General features: G+C 71.9%; 5 protein-coding genes and 1 pseudogene. All 6 read right to left on the bottom strand.

Features of this window, described 5'->3' with window-relative positions:
• Positions 1-34 precede the first annotated feature (34 nt).
• Complete coding sequence (locus ACMTAK_RS07030) at positions 35-3,898, bottom strand: type I polyketide synthase (protein ID WP_413805368.1); 3,864 nt, start codon at positions 3,896-3,898, stop codon at positions 35-37.
• Positions 3,895-5,325 (bottom strand): NAD(P)/FAD-dependent oxidoreductase, encoded by a 1,431-nt coding sequence (locus ACMTAK_RS07025; protein ID WP_413805367.1) that lies wholly within the window; start codon positions 5,323-5,325, stop codon positions 3,895-3,897. Before ACMTAK_RS07025 ends, ACMTAK_RS07030 begins: the two co-directional genes overlap by 4 nt.
• A gap of 26 nt (positions 5,326-5,351) precedes the next feature.
• Complete coding sequence (locus ACMTAK_RS07020; RefSeq protein ID WP_262706062.1) at positions 5,352-5,828, bottom strand: nuclear transport factor 2 family protein; 477 nt, start codon at positions 5,826-5,828, stop codon at positions 5,352-5,354.
• 35 nt (positions 5,829-5,863) lie between these two features.
• On the bottom strand, positions 5,864-6,301 hold the full coding sequence (locus ACMTAK_RS07015; protein WP_413805366.1) for a nuclear transport factor 2 family protein: 438 nt from the start codon (positions 6,299-6,301) through the stop codon (positions 5,864-5,866).
• On the bottom strand, positions 6,298-12,120 hold the full coding sequence (locus ACMTAK_RS07010) for a type I polyketide synthase (RefSeq protein ID WP_413805365.1): 5,823 nt from the start codon (positions 12,118-12,120) through the stop codon (positions 6,298-6,300). Before ACMTAK_RS07010 ends, ACMTAK_RS07015 begins: the two co-directional genes overlap by 4 nt.
• Before the next feature lie 90 nt (positions 12,121-12,210).
• A pseudogene (locus tag ACMTAK_RS07005) lies at positions 12,211-18,813 on the bottom strand (SDR family NAD(P)-dependent oxidoreductase); the annotation flags it as partial.
• Positions 18,814-18,842 lie beyond the last annotated feature (29 nt).

The following is an 18,842-nucleotide window of genomic DNA, read 5'->3' as shown; positions in this document are numbered from 1 at the left end:
GTACTCCCGCCTGGTTGGGGCCGGTCGGTGTCGGTCACCGACCGCGGTGGGTATGCGGCGTGCTCGAAGGGCCGGAGACGTCATCGAAGAGCCGATGTGTTCCCAGCTCGGAGGCGTGTGCGGTCATCCAGGCCCAGTCGATGTCCGCGATGACCACGGACGCCGTGTCCGCCATGACCGCCTGCCGCAGCAGCGCGGCGGCCGAGTGCTGGGGGAGTGCGGGCAGCCCGTTGGCGCGCAGCTGCTTGGCGGCGCCGACGGCCGTGTCGGGGTCGTCGATCGAGCCCCAGCACACCGACGTCGCCGGAACGCCCCGCGCCCGGCACTCCTGGGCGAGCGCGCCCAGATAGGCGTGTGCCGGCGCCTGGTTGCCCAGACCCGGGCTGGGCAGGACGCCCACGACCGAGCACCCGAGCACCAAGGCCGACAGCTCATGGTCGCTGCCGAGGGCACAGAGGTTCACCGCGCCCGCCACCGTGGCCGCCCACTCGCGCTCGATCCGCGCCACCTCCAGCTGCCCCGCCTCCGTGGCCAGGGGCGCCGTGAGATGCAGGACGGCCGTCAGCGGGAACTCCGCGGGAATGCCGGCGACGGCCGCGGCGAGTGCTTCCCGATCCGCCACGTCGATGGTGGCCACGGACGTCCGTACGCCCGAGGCGTCGAGCTCGGCCACCAGGGCGGCGGACGGTGGCGCGGTGTCGACAAGCAGCAGGTGTTCGGCGCCGTCCCCGGCCGCCCAGCGGGCGGTGTGGGCGCCGAGGGCGGTGGCGGCCCCCGTGATGAGGACCGTTCCCCGCAGCCGTCGCGCGGGGGTGGTGAGGGCCGTGGGGACATCGCGCATCAGACGCCGGGCGAAGCAACTGTCGCCTCGTACGGCCACGTCCACTTCGTCGTACGCCCCGGCCAGCACGCCCGCGAGCCGCCGCCCCGCGCGGTCGTCGAACCTGTCCGGCAGCTCGACCAGCCCGCCCCACCGGGGCGGACGCTCTATCGCCAGCGCGCCGCCCAGGCCCCGGAGTCCGGCCTGCTCCGGACGGGACATCGGATCGCCCACGTCGACGCTGACGCCACCGCGGGTCGCCAGCCACACAGGGGCCTCGACCCCGGCCCGCCGCAGCGTCTCGAACAACTCCACGGTCGGCGCGAGCGCCGGGCTCCGCCCGTCGTCGGCCGGTGGCCGAGCGTCTTCCACCGCCAGGAGGGAGAGCACCCCAGCGACCGGCCGCCCGGCGAGGGACAGTGCGGCGTTCGGAGCGAACATGACGGTCTCCGCGCCATGGTCGCGCAGCGCGGTGGTCATGGCGGCCACCGTGCCGTCGTCCCCGCCGGCGCCGGACGTCACGACCAGCCAGGTGCCGGTCAGCCGCGGTGTCGGCGGATCGGGGAGGGGCTTCCAGGCGATGCGGTAGCGCCACTCCCGCTGCCGCCGCCAGGTGGCCAGGGCGGGCAGGATCTCCGCGAGCACCTCCCGCCGCTCGGCGGGCACCTCGAGCGCCCGGGTCAGGGCCGCCGCGTCCGTACGTTCCACGGCATCCCAGAACTCGGCCTCCGCCCAGGTCTCCACCGTGGGCACGGCATCCGACGGCGCCTCGTTCTCCAGCCAGAAGCGCTGTCGCTGAAAGGCGTAGGTGGGCAGTGGGACGGCGCGGGGAGGCGGGTCGCCGTCGAACAGGGCGGCCCAGTCCACGGTGGCGCCCATGGTGTGCGTACGGGCCAGGCCGCACATCAGCGCCCGCACCTCGGCCACCTCACCACGGAAGGGCGCCAGCACCAGCGCGGCCGGAGCGGAAGGCAGCATCGCCCGCGGTCCCAGCTCCCACATCGCGCCGGCCTCGTCGAGCGAGCGCATGGGTGGCCGCTCGTACTCCACCGGGCCCGGACCGGCGTCGGTGGCCACCAGTCGGCAGGCGTCGGCGAGGCCCAGAGCCCCGGTGATGTGTGCCGCGGCGATCTCACCGACCCCACGGCCCACCACCGCGTCGGGCCGCACCCCCACCGAGGCCAGCAGCCGGGCCAGCGCGATGTAGAGGGCGAACAGCCCGGCCCGGGAGGACGCGTCGTGCTCCCCCTTCGTCCCGAGCAGCTCACCGACCTCGTCGAAGGCCGTGGCGAAGACGGGGAACCGGTCGTACAGCTCGCGGCCCGTCCCCGGCGGATGACCGCCCTCGCCACCGAGGGCGAACACCGTCCCGCCCGCCGAGGCCGTCGCGCCGGTACGGGCCACATCGGGCCCCACCACCGAGGGGTGCGGCTCACCGGCCGCCAGCGCGGCCAGCCCCGCCCTCAGCTCGTCCGGCCCCCGGCCGACCACGACCGCCCGGTGGTCGAACACCGACCGCGTGGTCACCAGCGACCAACCAACGTCTGTGGGGGACAGCCTCGGAGCGGCGGCCACATGTGCGGCCAGCGCACGGGCCTGGCCGCGAAGCGCCGCCGCGCCCCGCGCGGACAGCACCCACGGCACCACCCCAGGGTCGCGGGCGCCACCCTCGTCGGCGGCACCCTTCACCGATTCGGTGAACTCCTCCAGAATCACATGGGCGTTGGTACCGCTGGCGCTGAACGAGGACACCCCGGCCCGCCGCGGCCGGTCCACCCGCGGCCAGTCCATCCGCTCGGTCAGCAGCCGCACCGCGCCCTTCCGCCAGTGCACCAGCCGGGTCGGCCGGTCGATGTGGAGCGAACGCGGCAGTACGCCCCGGCGCATCGCCATCACCATCTTGATCACACCGGCCATTCCGGCGGCGGCCTGCGTATGACCGATGTTCGACTTGATGGATCCGAGCAGCAGCGGCCGGCCCTCCGGACGGTCCTGCCCGTACGTGGCGAGCAGCGCCTGGAGCTCGATGGAGTCACCGAACGCGGTACCCGTGCCATGCGCCTCCACCGCGTCCACGTCCCCCGTGGACAGCAGGGCGTTCGCCAGGGCGTCGCGGATCAGCTGCTGCTGGGCGGGGCCGTTGGGCGCGGCCATGCCCGTACTGGCACCGTCCTGGTTGATGGCCGAGCCGCGGATCACGGACAGCACCGGATGGCCGTTGCGCCGTGCGTCCGACAGCCGCTCCAGTAGCAGCAGACCGGCGCCCTCCCCGTACACCATGCCGTCGGCGGCGTCCGCGAACGACCGGCACCGGACATCGGGCGACAACTGGCGCTGGCTGGAGGCCACTTGGAATACGCTCGCGGTGTACATGATGGCGGCGCCACCGGCCAGCGCCAGCGTGCACTCGCGCCGCCGCAGCGCCCCGGCCGCCAGATGCATCGCCACCAGCGACGACGAACACGCGGTGTCCAGGCTGACCGCCGCGCCCTGAAGGCCGAGGGTGAACGCCACCCGGCCCGAGGACACACTGCCCGCGTTGCCGTTTCCCACCTGGCCCAGCAGACCCTCGGGGATCTCGTCCAGACGCGAGGCGTAGTCGTGGTACATCACCCCCGTGTAGACGCCGGTCCGACTGCCCCGCAGGGTGTGCGGATCGATGCCCGCGCTCTCCGTCGCCTCCCACGCCAGCTCCAGCAGCATCCGCTGCTGCGGTTCGATGGCCGCCGCCTCCCGGGCTCCGATGTCGAAGAACTCCGCGTCGAAGTCGGCCGCGTCATAGATGAAACCGCCGGCCCGCACATACGAGGTGCCGTGGTTCTCCGGATCGGGGTGGTAGAGGTTCTCCAGGTCCCAGCCCCGGTCGGTGGGGAAGCTGGAGACGGCGTCCCGTCCGTCGGCCACCAGATCCCACAGCTGGGCCGGGGTGCGCACACCGCCGGGGAAGCGGCAGGCCATGCCCACGATGGCGATCGGCTCCTCCAGTTCCTCCTGGACCTCCCGCAGCCGCTGCCGGGTCTCATGGAGCTCGGACGTGGTCCACTTGAGATAGTCGACGAGCTTCTCCTCGTTGCTCATGAGCCGCCCGCACCCACTGCGCTGCGCGGGCTCAGATCCACCAGCGCGAGCTCATCGGCGGTCAGCGGCGGCTCGGTGAGCTCCGGGAGGACCCGGTCCTTCTGCATCAGCGACAGGAAGCCGCTGGACGCCAGCTCGGACTGTGGGGCCGTGAGGCTGATGACGTCGGTCACCACATCACACACCGCCGAGGAGCGAATCGACCGGTCGGCGATCAGATCGGAGAAGCGCTGCCGCGCCACGGACCCGCCCGTCAGCCGTGGATCCGTCGTGTTCATCCGGCAGTTGACGTACTCCACGTCCTTGGACGCGGCCATGATCCAGGGGTCGTCCACGGTGGCGCTGATCGCCTGCTGGGCCCGGTGCGTCGTTCCCCTGGCGATCCCGGACCGCTGGAGCTCGGTGTCCAGCGCGGCGGCCGCGCGAGCCGCCGAGCTCATGCCATGGCCGTAGATCGGGTTGAACGCGGCCAGCGCGTCCCCGAGCACCAGCAGCCCCTCCGGCCAGATGTCCAGCCGCTCCGGATACAGCCGCCGGTTGGCACCGACCCGCGAGACGGCCACCGGGGTCAGTGGCTTCGCGAGCGCGATGAGATCGGCCACCAGCGGATGACGCAGTGTCCGCGCGTAGGGCAGGAACTCGTCGTCGTGGGTGGGCAGTCCGGCGCCCCGGGTGCACGACAGGGTCACCATCCAGGTGTCGTCCTCCTGCGGATACACCACCCCGAACCGGCCCGGCTCGCGCAGCCGGTGGTCGGCGGCCACGTTGACGGCGGGGAATCCGGCCGCGGCGCCCGGCGGACCCTGGTACACGCGGGTGGCGTAGGCGATGCCCGCGTCGACGATGTCCTCCTCCAGCGGCGGCACCTCCAGCGCCGACAGCCAGTGCCGGAGCCGGGAACCGCGCCCGGAGGCGTCGACCACCAGATCGGCCTCCAGGGTTTCGCCCGCCCCGGTGTCCACGTCGCGCACCCGGACCCCGGTGACCCGTTTGGCGTCGCCGACCAGATCGAGGATCTCGGCGCGCCGGCGCACGGTGATCCGCCCGGTGGCGAGTACGCGGTCGCGTACCTTCCAGTCCAGGAACGGGCGGGTGCACATCAGGGCGTACTGCCGCGGCGGAAAGCGGTGCTGCCAGCCGTGGGACGTCAAGGTCACCAGATCCTGATGGAACCCGATCCGGCGGGCGCCCGCGTCGAGCAGTTGGTCGATCATGCCCGGCAGCAGCGTGTCCACGATGCGCGCGCCGCTGGACCACAGCACATGGACATGGCGGCCCTGCGGCGATCCCTTGCGGTGCCGGGGGCCGTCCGGCAGCACATCGCGCTCCACGACGGTGACACGCTCCAGATGCCGGGCCAGCACATGGGCGGCCAGCATTCCCGCCCAGCCCCCGCCCAGAACGATTCCGTGTGTGGGTTCGGTCATGGTTTTCGCTCTCCTCCCTTCACCGCTTACGGCTTTCCCGTCGGACTGGGGCTGCCCTTGGCCTGGACCATCTTGGCGAGGTTCTGGGTGACGGCCATGAAATGCGCGACACCGGTGAGTTCGGGACCGTCGCCCACTTTCGTGTCCGTGATGCCCCAGAAAGCCTGGGCGTGATGGACCAGACCGTCATCACCGAGTTCGATCACCCCGATGATGCTGAAGGTGAGTTTGGTCGGCGCGTACACCGTGACCGTGGTCGGTACCGCCACCCTGCGGCCGTCCATGGAAGTGACCGGACGGCCCGGGGTCTCGTGCACCTGGCATTCGATGGACCAGGCGATATGTTCGCGAAGCGCGTCCTTTCCGATGAGCGGGGGCGCGCCGACCGGGTCCTCGAAGACGATGTCGTCCGAGAACAGCTCCAATACGGCTTCCACATCACCCTCGTTCATGCGCCGCGCGTATTCCAGAGCCATTCTCTTGAGGGTCGCCTCATCGGCCATGAACGCCTCCTGTGCGGTGCCGGGGTCGTGGGGGATCAGTCGGCGATACCAATGTCCGACCTCCCCCAGAACATCTGCAGTTCCTGAATGAGGCCACCTGGCCCCGCGCGCATCATCAGGACGTAATCCCAGGTGATGCGGGAGTTCTCCGGGGCGTCCTGAGCCGTCAGCCAGCCGCGCTCGGCGAAGCCGGGTCCTTTGGGCAGATAGTCCATGGTGGCCGTCACCGGCACCAGGACATGCACCCCGTCCTGCCCCGCGACCGGCTCGCCGGGAATCTCGGTGATACCCGCCGCGGCGAGTTCCTCGAAATGCGCACGAAGGGCGTCCCGTCCGGTCCTGAGCCCCGATCCGACCGGGTCCTCGAACGTGACCTCGTCCGCGTAGAGTTCGAGAAGCCCGTCGACATCCGCGGCGTTCATCCGGCGGCTGTGCTCGAGAATGAGCTTCTTCCGGCTTCGCTCATCAATCACCGTGTGCCCCCATGTGCATGCTCTCCGTCGCTTTCGCTTCGGCCCAGGTCCTGGTCGATGAACTGGAAGATCTCGTCGGCCGTGGCGTCCTGAATGCGGCCGGCCGCTTGGCCTTCCTCCGTCCCGCCGCCGTGCAGGGCGCCCAGTTTCGACAGCGTGGACTGAAGGCGCTTCAACAGCGCCTCATGCGCCGTCTCGTCCTGGGCAACGGAAAGCAGCGCGCTTTCCAGCCTGTCGATTTCGCCCAGCATCGGGGCGAGCGGATCCACATCCTCGGGCGCCAATTCCGCATGCAGATGGACGGCGAGCGCGGCCGGATTCGGGTGGTCGAAAATGAGGGTGGTGGCCAGCCGCAGCCCGGTCACGGCCGTCAGCCTGTTGCGCAGCTCGATCGCGGTGAGCGAGTCGAAGCCGAGTTCCAGGAAGCCGCGCTCGGTCTGGATCCGCCCCGGGTCGGAGTGGCCCAGCGCCGCCGCCGCATGGGTGAGGACCAGATTGAGCAGCGTACGGCGCTGCTCCTGCACGGGCAGCGCGGCCAGATGACCGGCCCAGTCGGTGTGCGGCCGGGCCGTGGCCGCGGTGCGCCGGGCCGTACCGCCACCGGTGAGCGCCCGCAGGGGAGCGGGCAGGGTGAGCGCCGGCCGGCCCGCCAGCGCCCGTACGTCCAAGTCGATGGCGATCAGATGGTGGTGGCCATGGCGCACGGCGGCGTCCAGCAGCCCCAGCGCCCGCTCGCTGGACATCGCCCCGATGCCCGACCGGCTCATCCTGGCCCGGTCCGTCTCCCCCAGATGCCCGGTCATCCCGCTGGCGTCGGCCCACAGGCCCCACGCCACCGAGAGCCCCGGCAGACCGAGGGCGCGGCGCCGGGCGGCCAGGGCGTCGCAATAGGCGTTCGCCGCAGCGTAGTTGGACTGTCCGGAGGCGCCAAGCGTGCCCGCCGTGGAGGAGAACATCACAAACAGGGACAGCGGCAGCTCCGCGGTCGCGGCGTGCAGATGGGCCGCGGCCGTGGCCTTCGGGCGCCACACCCGCGCCAGCCGCTCCGGGGTCTGGGTGGTGAGGACGGCGTCGTCCAGCACCCCGGCCGCGTGGATCACACCGGTCAGCGGATGCGCGGGATCGACCCCGGCCACCAGATCGGCCACCGCGTCCGGGTCGGTGACATCGGCCGCGGTGATGTGTACCCGCGCCCCCAACTCGGTCAGGTGATCGGTGAGTTCATCCGCGCCGACGGCCTCCGGGCCGCTCCGGCTCACCAGCAGCAGATGCCTGACGCCCCATGTGCGCACCAGGTGTTCGGCGACCAGAGCGCCGAGGGTGCCGGTGCCACCCGTGATCAGCACGGTGCCCTCGGTGTCGAGCCAGGTGGTCTCCTCCTCGTCCTGGCCGTCGACGGCCGGGCCGGTCGCGGCCGTCGCACGGACCATCCGGGGCACCAGCACCCGTCCGTCCCGCACCGCCACCTGGGGCTCATGCGCGTCGATCGCGCGTACCACGGCCTCCACGAGGCCCTCGCGGTCCGCGTGGCCCTCAGCGAGGTCGAGCAGCACAAACCGGCCCGGGTTCTCCGACTGGGCGCTGCGGATCAGCCCCCACGCCCCGGCGCCGGACGGGTCCAGTGTGTTGTCGTGAGTGTTGTCGGTGGCATCAGCGTTCCTGCCGGGATGGCCCGACGCAACCACGCCCCGTGTGACGACCACCAGCCGCGTGTCGGCCAGCGCCGGGCGCCGCAGCCAGGACTGCACCAGTCCCAGCAGCTCCTCGGTCGCCTCCAGCCCGTCCCCGTGGCGGCCCTCGGCGGCGTACGGATGGGTCAGGACCACGGCAGGAGCGGGCTCGCCCGCGTCGACGGCCGCGATCAGCGCCTCCAGGTCCGGATGGCACGCCACCGCATCGCTCGTGCCCGCCCGGACCGACTCCGCCAGCCCCAGCCGGTCCTCGCCCAGCACCACCCAACCGCCGTCGCCGACCACCGAGGTGGCGGACGGTGCGGTGGCCGGAGCGGGCAGCGGCGTCCAGTCCAGGGTGAACAGCCCGTCCACGGCACGGGCGGCCGTGGGCAACCGGTCCGTCGCGGCAGGACGGGTCACCAGCGAGTCGACCGTCAGCACCGGCGCGCCCACCGTGTCCGCCACCGTCAGCCGCAGCGACTGCCGCTCCTCGTCCCGGGACAGCCGGACCCGTACCGAGGCCGCCTCGGTGGCCCAAAGAGACACGCCGTTCCAGGCGAACGGCAACCACACCTGGCCGTCGTCCTCCTGTCCCTCGGGCCGGTCCATCAGCAGCGACGGATGCAGCGCCGCGTCCAGCAGCACCGGATGGATGCCGAATCCGTCCCGGCCCCCCGCGGCATCGGGCAGTGCCACCTCGGCGAGGACATCCCCGCCCTGGCGCCACGCGGCCGTCAGGCCCTGGTACGCCGGGCCGTAGCCGTACCCCGCCGCCATCACCTGCTCGTAGAAGGCGCCGACGTCCAGCGGCTCCGCGCCCGGCGGCGGCCATGCCCCGCCCAGGCCCTCCACCGGTGCGGGGGCGTCGGCGGCGGGTGCGAGCACGCCCACCGCATGACACACCCACCCCGTGACCGGGCCGGAATCGAGGGCCGGGGCGTGGCCGACGCCGTTGGGGTCGTTGGGACGGTCGGGCCGGTGGGACGGGTCGGGCCGGTCGGGACGCGAGTACATCCGCACCTCACGCCGCCCGTCCTCCGTCGCGGCACCCACCACCACCTGCACCCGCAGCCCACCGGACTCGGGCAGCGCCAGCGGCACCTGGAGCGCCAGTTCCTCCACCCCGCCACAGCCGACCTCGTCGGCCGCTCGCAGCGCCCACTCCACCAGCATCGCGCCCGGCGCCAGCACCGCACCGGCCACCACATGCTCGGCGAGCCATGGATGGGACCGCGTGGAGATCCGGCCGGTGAGCACGTGAGTGGTGCCGTCCGCGAGTTCCACCGAGGCGCCGAGCAGCGGATGCCCGGCGGCCGTCAGCCCCAGATCGGCCGGGTCACCACCCGGCCCGCCCTCTCCGTCCAGCCAGTACCGCTCACGCTGGAAGGCATAGGTGGGCAGGTCGATGACGCGGGGTGCGGGGTCGGTGTGGAACCAGCGGGTCCAGTCGACCGTGACTCCGGCGGTGAACGCCTGCGCCACCGACCGTGCCAGCTGGACCGCGCCACCGTGGTCGCGTCGCAGGGTCGGGATGGTGACCGCGTCGACCCCCGCCTCCTCGATGGTCTCCTGCATGCCGATGGTGAGGACGGGGTGGGTGCTGGCTTCGATGAACACGCGGTGGCCGTCGTCGAGGAGTGCTCGTACGGCGTCGGCGAAGCGCACTGGTTCGCGGAGGTTCTTGACCCAGTACGCGGTGTCGAGTCCGCTGGTGTCCATGCGGGTGCCGGTGACGGTCGAGTAGAACGCCACCTGGCCCGGCACCGGCTTGACCCCGGCGAGGAGTTCATTCAACTCCTCGGCGATTTGGTCGACTTGGGTGTTGTGGGAGGCGTAGTCCACGTCGATGAGTCGGGCGCGGTGGCCTGTTTGTTCACAGGCGGTGATGGTGTGGGCGACTTGTTCGGGTGGTCCGGAGACGACGACGGAGCCGGGTCCGTTGACGGCGGCGATGCCGACGTTGTGGGCTGGTTCGCCGAGTTTGGTGAGGAGTTGTTCGGTGTGGGTTTGGCTGAGGGTGAGGGAGGCCATGGCGCCGTGGCCGGCGAGGCGGCGGAGGGCGTGGGCGCGGAGGGCGACGATGCGGGCGCCTTCGTCGAGGGAGAGGGCTCCGGCGACGCAGGCGGCGGCGATTTCGCCTTGGCTGTGGCCGATGACGGCGGTTGGGGTGACGCCGTGGTGGTCCCATAGGGCGGCGAGGGAGACCATGACGGCCCACAGGGCGGGTTGGACGACGTCGACGCGGGTGAGGTCGGCGGCGTTGGTTCCGCCGCGCAGGGTTTCGGTCAGGGACCAGTCGATGTGGGGGGCGAGGGCTTGTTGGCATTCGGCGATGCGGGTGGCGAAGACGGGGGAGGTGTCCAGGAGTCCGGCGCCCATGCCGAGCCATTGGGAGCCTTGGCCGGGGAAGACCAGGACGGGGCCGGTGCCGCCGCTGGTGGTGGTGTTTGGTTCGATGATGGTGGGGTGGGTGTGGCCGGTGGCCAGGGCGTTGAGTCCGGTCAGGAGTTCGTCGCGGTGTTCGCCGACGATGACGGCGCGGTGGTCGAAGACGGACCGGGTGGCGATGAGTGACCAGCCGATTTCCTCCGCTGATGTCTGGGGGTCGGTGGCCACTCGTTGGGCCAGTGCGCGTGCCTGACCGCGCAATGCTTCAGCGCCACGTCCGGAGACCACCCACGGCACCACACCACCCGGCGAAACACCACTTGCCGACACCCCGCCCCCCGAGGTGTCCGGCGCGGGGGCGGCCTCGACTGGCTCGGGGGCCTGCTCAAGGATGAGATGGGCGTTCGTACCGCTGATGCCGAACGACGACACGCCCACACGGCGCGGCCGTCCATTCGCCGCCCACTCGACCGGTTCGGTCAGCAGCCGCACCGCACCCGCGTCCCAGTCCACATGCGGCGTCGGCTCGTCGATGTGCAGCGAGGCGGGGAGCACCTCATGCCGCAGGGCCTGCACCATCTTGATCACACTGGCCGCACCGGCGGCGGCCTGGGTGTGCCCGATGTTGGACTTGACGGAGCCCAGCCACAGCGGACGTCCCTCCGGCCGGTCCCTTCCGTACGTGGCCAGCAGCGCCTGTGCCTCGATCGGATCGCCCAGCGTGGTGCCCGTACCGTGCGCCTCCACCGCGTCCACCTCGGACGGCGACAGCCCCGCGTTGGCCAGGGCCTGCCGGATCACCCGCTGCTGCGAGGGCCCGTTCGGCGCCGTCAGACCGTTCGACGCACCGTCCTGGTTGACCGCCGAGCCCCGGATCACCGCCAGCACCCGGTGCCCGTTGCGCCGCGCGTCCGACAGCCGCTCCAGCAGCACCAGGCCGACGCCCTCGGAGAAGCCCGTACCGTCGGCCGCCGCCGCGAACGCCTTGCACCGCCCATCCGGGGACAGCGCGCGCTGACGCGAGAACTCGGTGAACCCACCGGGCGTGGCCATCACCGTCACTCCGCCCGCGAGGGCCAGCGAGCACTCGTCCTGCCGCAGTGCCTGCACCGCCAGATGCGTGGCCACCAGTGACGACGAGCACGCCGTGTCCACCGTGACCGCGGGCCCCTCCAGGCCGAACGAGTACGACACCCGGCCCGAGACCACGCTGCCGAGGTTTCCGGTGGCCACATAGCCCGCCGAGTCGCTGGTCGTCTGGCCGATGAGCGACAGATAGTGGTACGAGTCCACCCCGGCGAACACTCCGGTGGCACTGCCGCTCAGCGCCTCCCGCGTGAGCCCCGCGCGCTCGAACGCCTCCCACGCCGTCTCCAGCAGCAGCCGCTGCTGCGGATCCATCGCCGCGGCCTCACGTGGGCTGATCCCGAAGAACTCGGCGTCGAAGTCGGCCACATCGCGGAGGAATCCGCCCTCGCGGGCGCTGCTGGTGCCGGCGTGCTCCGGATCCGGGTCGTAGAGGCTCTCCAGGTCCCAGCCACGGTCCTCGGGAAACGAGGAGATGACGTCCACGCCCTCGTCCACCACCCGCCACAGATCCTCGGGGGTCGCCACATCGCCGGGGAAGTGGCAGGCCATCCCGACGATGGCGATGGGCTCCCGGGCGCGGTCCTCGACCTCGCGCAACTGCCGCCTGGCCAGACGCAGATCGGCGGTCGCCCGCTTGAGATAGCTGCGGAGCTTCTCGTCATCCGTCATATCGCATCAACCCGATCGTCACGGCTGTCCTGATTGAGCGGTCCTGGTCCAGTGGTTCTGGTCCAGTGGTCCTGGTCCAGTGGTCCTGATTCATCGGAGACTGTCGTCGGAGGGGACGGTCAGCTCGTTGTCGAGCGCCCGGAACAAGTCCTCGTCGCTGGCCGACGCCAGATCCTCCTCGGCGTCGTCGCCGTCCGCGTCCTGCCACGGGCCGTCCGCCTTGCGCAGCAGCTCCCGCAACCGCGCCGCGATCCGGGTCCGCTGCTCCCGGTCGGCGATCCCCCCGGTCAAGGCGGCGTCGAGGGAGTCGAGGCCGGTGAGGAGCGAGTCCGCAGACGCCGCCCCGGCCGGGACCAGGAGCTCCTCCAGCAGCCGCACCACCGCGGTGGGCGTGGGGTGGTCGAAGACCAGGGTGGTGGGCAGTCGCAGACCGGTGGCGGCGCCCAGCCGGTTGCGCAGCTCCACGGCGGTCAGCGAGTCGAAGCCCAGCTCCCGGAAGTTCTGGGCGGGGTGGATGGCATCCGCCGTGTCATGGCCCAGCACCGTCGCCGTGGCGTTGCGCACCAGCTTGAGGAGCGCCTGCCGCCGGTCCTCCCCGGACATGGCGGCGAACGCCTCGGCCGGTGCCGCCCAGCCCGGGGCGACGGCTGCGGTGGCCGCCTGTGGCGCGGCGCCGCGTACGAGGCTCCTGAAGAGCAGCGGCAGGTCGTCGGCGTGGGCCTCACGCCGCATGGTGGCCAGGTCGAGCCGGATGGGTGCCAGGGTCGGCAGACCGCTGTCGAGCGCGATGTCGAGCAGCGCGAGGCCCTGTTCGGTCTCCAGCCCCACCATCCCGGCCCGCGCCAGCCGTGCCCGGTCGGTGTCCGTCATCCCACCGGTCATGCCGGTGGCCTGGGCCCAATACCCCCAGGCCAGGGAGGTGGCGGGCAGGCCGTGGGCATGACGGTGCACGGCGAGCGCGTCCAGGAAGGCGTTGGCCGCCGCGTAGTTGCCCTGGCCCGCTGCGCCCAGCAGCCCGGCCGCCGCGGAGAACAACACGAACGCCGACAGCCCGGCGTCTCGGGTGAGCTCATGCAGATTCCACGCCGCGTCGGCCTTCGCCCGCAGCACCTCGTCGAGCTGATCGGGCGTGAGCACCTCGACCGTGGCATCGCGAAGCAGCCCTGCGGCGTGGACGACGGCGGTGAGTGGATGGCGGTCGGGCACGGTCTCCAGCAGCTTGGCCAGGGCGGCCCGGTCGGCCGCGTCACACGCCAGGATGGAGACGTGTGCGCCGAACTCGGTCAGTTCGGCCGCCAGCTCCGTGGCCCCCGGGGCGTCGGGGCCCCGGCGGCTGATGAGCAGCAGCCGCCGTACGCCGTGGTGGGTCACCAGATGTCGGGCGGTGGCGGCGCCGAGAGTGCCCGTGCCACCGGTGATGAGGACCGTGCCCTCCGGGTCGAGGGCGGTGGGGAGCGTCAGCACGATCTTGCCGATGTGGCGGGCCTGGCTGAAGTAGCGGAACGCCTCGGGGGCCTGGCGGATGTCCCACAGCGTGGTCGGCAGCGGTTGCAGCGTCCCGTTCTCGAACAGCGTCGACAACTCGGCCAGCATCTGCTGGATGCGGTCCGGACCCGCCCCGCCGACCAGGTCGAACGCGCGATAGACGACCCCCGGATACCGGGCGCCGACCTCCTCGGGGTCGCGGACATCGGTCCGGCCCATGTCGATGAAGCGACCGCCGGGGGCCAGCAGCCGCAAGGAGGCGTCCATGAAGTCACCGGCCAGGGAGTTGAGCACCACATCGACCGATCCGGCGGCGGCGCGGAACACCGCTTCGAAGTCGAGGGTGCGCGAGGAGGCGATATGACGGTCGTCGAAACCGCGCTCCCGCAGGGCGTGCCACTTCGCGGGTCCCGCCGTGGCGAACACCTCGGCCTCCCAGTGGCGGGCCAGCTGCACGGCCGCCAGGCCCACTCCACCGGTGGCCGCGTGCAGCAGCAGCCTCTCCCCGGCCCGCAGCCCCGCGAGATCGGAAAGACCGTAGTAGGCCGTGAGGAAGGCGGACGGTGTGGTGGCAGCCTGTGCGTAGGACCACCCCACGGGGATCCTGGTGATCATCCGGACGTCGGTGACCACCAGCGACCCGGTGCCGTTGAACAGGCCCATGACCCGGTCGCCCACCGCGAACTCCTCGGTAGCGGGCCCCACTTCGACGACCACGCCCGCACCGTCGCCGCCCAGTGGCCTGGGGTCCTCCACCATGCCCAGCGCCACCACGACGTCATGGAAGTTCACCCCGCCCGCCCGAAGCGCCACCCGGACCTCGCCCCGGCCCAGCGGGCGGGTGTTGTCCGGGCAGTCGACCAGCGCCAGCTGGTCCAGGCTGCCGTGGCCGGTCAGCCCCAGGCGCCACGTGGCCGACCCCTCCGGCGGGGTGAGCCGCTTGGCCGCGTCGTCGTGGACCAGCCGCGGTACGTACGCCACCCCGTCCCGCAGCGCCAGCTGGGGCTCGCCCGAGGCCACGGCGTCGGACAGGGCCCGTGGCGAGGTGTCCCGACCATCGAGGTCGAGCAGCAGGACCCGGCCGGGGTTCTCCGACTGGGCGCTGCGCACCAGACCCCACACGGCGGAGGCGGGCAGATCGTGGACATCGTCATGGCTCTGCGGGGCGCTCGCCCCATGAGTGACCACCGCCAACCGGGCGTCGGCGCATTCGGGAGCGGCGAGGAACTCCCGCAACACCCCGAGAGCCTCCCTGCCCAGGTCATGGGTGCGCTCCACCGGATCGCCGCGGCCATCGGTGGAAGAGCCGAAGAAGGCGAACACCACATCGGGGGCCGGGCCCCCATCCGCCACGGCCGCCCGCACGGCGGCGATATCGGGGAGGTGGGAGGCATCGGGCAGCGCGTCGGACAGGGGACCGCCGTTCGGACCGATCACGGCAGAACGGCACGCGGGGGCGCCCGCGGCCGGTGTCATCCGCGTCCAGACCAGCTGGAACAGCGAATTCCTCCCCGCCGTACGGGCCCGGCCCAACTGCCCGTCCGGCACCGGGCGCAGGATCAGGTCGTCCACGACGGCCACCGTCGCGCCGGTCGGATCGGCCGCGAGCATGCTGAGCCGGTCCGATGCCGTCGGGGTGATGCGGATCCGCAGGGTGTCCGCGCCGGTGGCACGCAGCCGCAGACCGCTCCAGGTGAACGGGAGCAGGATCCCGTGCGCCTCCTCGGAGTCGGGCGCGACATCCAGGGCACGGGCGTGCAGCGCGGCGTCGAACAGGGCGGGATGGATGCCGTAGGCGGCCGCGCCCTCGCGCTCCCCTTCGGGCAGGGACACCTCGGCGTAGACATCGCCGTCCAGCCGCCACGCGGCGGTGAGGCCCTGGAAGGACGGTCCGTAGTGGTATCCGTGGTCGGCGAGCTGCCGGTAGAAGTCCTCTACGGGGAGCGGTGTCGCTCCGGGAGGCGGCCAGGCGCCCTCCAGGTCCGGAGAGTTGGGCGCGGCGGCGGTGGCGAGTGCACCGGTGGCATGCCGGATCCAGGCCGTGTCGCCGGGGTCGGCCGCAGGCCGTGAATGCACCGTGATCGGACGCTCGCCGGTGTGATCGGGAGCGGCCACGGCGATCTGCACATCGACCGCTTCACCCTGCGGAATCACCAGTGGCGCGTGCAGGGTCAGCTCCGCCACATGGCCACAGCCGGTTCGCGCGGCCGCGTGCAGGGCGAGTTCGGCGAAGGCGGTACCCGGCAGCAGGACGGTGTCCAGCACCCGGTGGTCGTTCAGCCACGGATGGGTCCGCGGCGACAGCCGGCCGGTCAGCAGATGGGCGCCGCCCTCCGCGAGTTCCACGGCGGCACCGAGCAGCGGATGCTCCGCGGACCCGAGCCCGAGGTCACCTGGGTCGCCACTGTGGCCACCCCGCCCGTCCAGCCAGTACCGCCGCCGCTGGAAGGCGTAGGTGGGCAGGTCGATGACGCGGGGTGCGGGGTCGGTGTGGAACCAGCGGGTCCAGTCGACCGTGACTCCGGCGGTGAACGCCTGCGCCACCGACCGCATCAACTGGGCGTGGTCGCCGTGGTCCCGGCGCAGGGTCGGCACCGCGGCCGCGGGCACACCGGCTTCTTCGAAGGTCTCCTGCATGCCGATGGTGAGGACGGGGTGGGTGCTGGCTTCGATGAACACGCGGTGGCCGTCGTCGAGGAGTGCTCGTACGGCGTCGGCGAAGCGCACTGGTTCGCGGAGGTTCTTGACCCAGTACGCGGTGTCGAGTCCGCTGGTGTCCATGCGGGTGCCGGTGACGGTCGAGTAGAACGCCACCTCCGCCTGGACGGGTTCGATCCCCGACAGGACCGCCCTCAACTCCTCTGCGATTTGGTCGACTTGGGTGTTGTGGGAGGCGTAGTCCACGTCGATGAGTCGGGCGCGGTGGCCTGTTTGTTCGCAGGCGGTGATGGTGTGGGCGACTTGGTCCGGTGGCCCGGAGATCACCACCGATCCGGGTCCGTTGACGGCGGCGACACCCACCCCTTCGGCGCCTTCGCCGAGTTTGGTGAGGAGTTGTTCGGTGTGGGTTTGGCTGAGGGTGAGGGAGGCCATGGCGCCGTGGCCGGCGAGGCGGCGGAGGGCGTGGGCGCGGAGGGCGACGATGCGGGCGCCTTCGTCGAGGGAGAGGGCTCCGGCGACGCAGGCGGCGGCGATTTCGCCTTGGCTGTGGCCGATGACGGCGGTTGGGGTGACGCCGTGGTGGTCCCATAGGGCGGCGAGGGAGACCATGACGGCCCACAGGGCGGGTTGGACGACGTCGACGCGGGTGAGGTCGGCGGCGTTGGTTCCGCCGCGCAGGGTTTCGGTCAGGGACCAGTCGATGTGGGGGGCGAGGGCTTGTTGGCATTCGGCGATGCGGGTGGCGAAGACGGGGGAGGTGTCCAGGAGTCCGGCGCCCATGCCGAGCCATTGGGAGCCTTGGCCGGGGAAGACCAGGACGGGGCCGGTGCCGCCGCTGGTGGTGGTGTTTGGTTCGATGATGGTGGGGTGGGTGTGGCCGGTGGCCAGGGCGTTGAGTCCGGTCAGGAGTTCGTCGCGGTGTTCGCCGACGATGACGGCGCGGTGGTCGAAGACGGACCGGGTGGCGATGAGTGACCAGCCGATTTCCTCCGCTGATGTCTGGGGGTCGGTGGCCACTCGTTGGGCCAGTGCGCGTGCCTGACCGCGCAATGCTTCAGCGCCACGTCCGGAGACCACCCACGGCACCACACCACCCGCCGAAACACCACTCGCCGACACCCCGCCCCCCGAGGTGTCCGGCGCGGGGGCGGCCTCGACCGGCTCGGGGGCCTGCTCAAGGATGAGATGGGCGTTCGTACCGGAGATCCCGAACGCGGACACACCGGCCCGGCGTGGACGCTCTCCACGCGGCCACGCGACCGGCTCGGTCAGCAGCCGCACCGCACCCGACGCCCAGTCGGCGTGCGGCGTCGGCTCGTCGATGTGCAGCGAGGCGGGCAGCAGCTCATGCCGCATCGCCATCACCATCTTGATCACACTGGCCGCACCGGCGGCGGCCTGCGTATGCCCCAGGTTGGACTTGATCGAGCCCAGCCACAGCGGCCGGTCCTCCGGCCTACCCTGGCCGTACGTGGCCAGCAGCGCCTGCGCCTCGATCGGATCGCCGAGGGTGGTCCCGGTGCCGTGTCCGTCGACCGCGTCCACCTCGGCGGTGGACAGCTGCGCGTTGGCCAGGGCCTGCCGGATCACCCGCTGTTGTGAGGGCCCGTTCGGCGCCGTAAGACCATTGCTGGCTCCATCCTGGTTGACCGCGGAACCCCGGATCACCCCGAGGACACGGCGGTTGCGGCGCTGCGCTTCACACAGGCGCTCCAGGACGATCAACCCGGCACCCTCGCCCCATCCGGTGCCGTCGGCGGCCGCCGCGAACGGCTTGCAGCGGCCGTCCGGGGCCATGCCACGCTGACGGGAGAACTCGATGAACGCGCCGGGTGTGGCCATCACGGCCACACCACCGGCCAGGGCCAGATCGCATTCGCCGCCGCGCAGCGCCTGACACGCCAGATGGATGGCGACCAGTGACGAGGAACACGCGGTGTCCACCGTGACCGCGGGCCCCTCCAGGCCGAGCGTGTACGCCACCCGGCCGGATACCACACTGCCGAGGTTCCCGGGGCCGACGTAGCCCTCCACCTCGCTGGTGATGTCGCCGATGACCGACAGATAGTCATGCGAACCCACCCCTGCGAACACCCCGGTGTTGCTGCCGCCCAGCGACGCCCGGTTGAGCCCGGCGCGTTCGAACGCCTCCCACGCGGTCTCCAGCAGCAGCCGCTGCTGAGGGTCCATGGCCTGGGCCTCGCGGGGGCTGATGTCGAAGAACGCCGCGTCGAACTCGGGCGCGTCGTAACAGAATCCGCCCTGGTCCACATACGACTTCCCATAGCTTTCGGGATCCGGGTCGAACAGCTCCTCAACGCCCCAACCCCGGTCCGTGGGAAAGCCGGAGACGGCGTCCTCGCCGTCCCGCACCAGCCGCCACAGCTCCTCCGGCGACCGCACCCCGCCCGGATAGCGGCAGGCCATGCCCACGATCGCGATGGGCTCCGGCTCGGCGGACTCGGCCTCCCGCAGACGCTCACGGGTCTGGCGCAACTCGGCCGTGACCCACTTGAGGTGGTCGAGCAGCTTCTCTTCGTTCGACATCTAGCGGAGGCTCCTTGGCGCGTCGCGGA

Source organism: Streptomyces lacaronensis (assembly GCF_047337785.1).
Lineage (GTDB): Bacteria > Actinomycetota > Actinomycetes > Streptomycetales > Streptomycetaceae > Streptomyces > Streptomyces lycopersici.
Note: the sequence above shows the minus strand (reverse complement) of the source record. Positions and strands in the feature narration are given on the sequence as shown.

What these genes read in the sequence shown, in the direction of transcription:
- ACMTAK_RS07030 (WP_413805368.1), bottom strand. Translation starts at nt 3,898, where the DNA reads ATGAGCAACGAGGAGAAGCTCGTCGACTATCTCAAGTGGACCACGTCC.
- ACMTAK_RS07025 (WP_413805367.1), bottom strand. Translation starts at nt 5,325, where the DNA reads ATGACCGAACCCACACACGGAATCGTTCTGGGCGGGGGCTGGGCGGGA.
- ACMTAK_RS07020 (WP_262706062.1), bottom strand. Translation starts at nt 5,828, where the DNA reads ATGGCCGATGAGGCGACCCTCAAGAGAATGGCTCTGGAATACGCGCGG.
- ACMTAK_RS07010 (WP_413805365.1), bottom strand. Translation starts at nt 12,120, where the DNA reads ATGACGGATGACGAGAAGCTCCGCAGCTATCTCAAGCGGGCGACCGCC.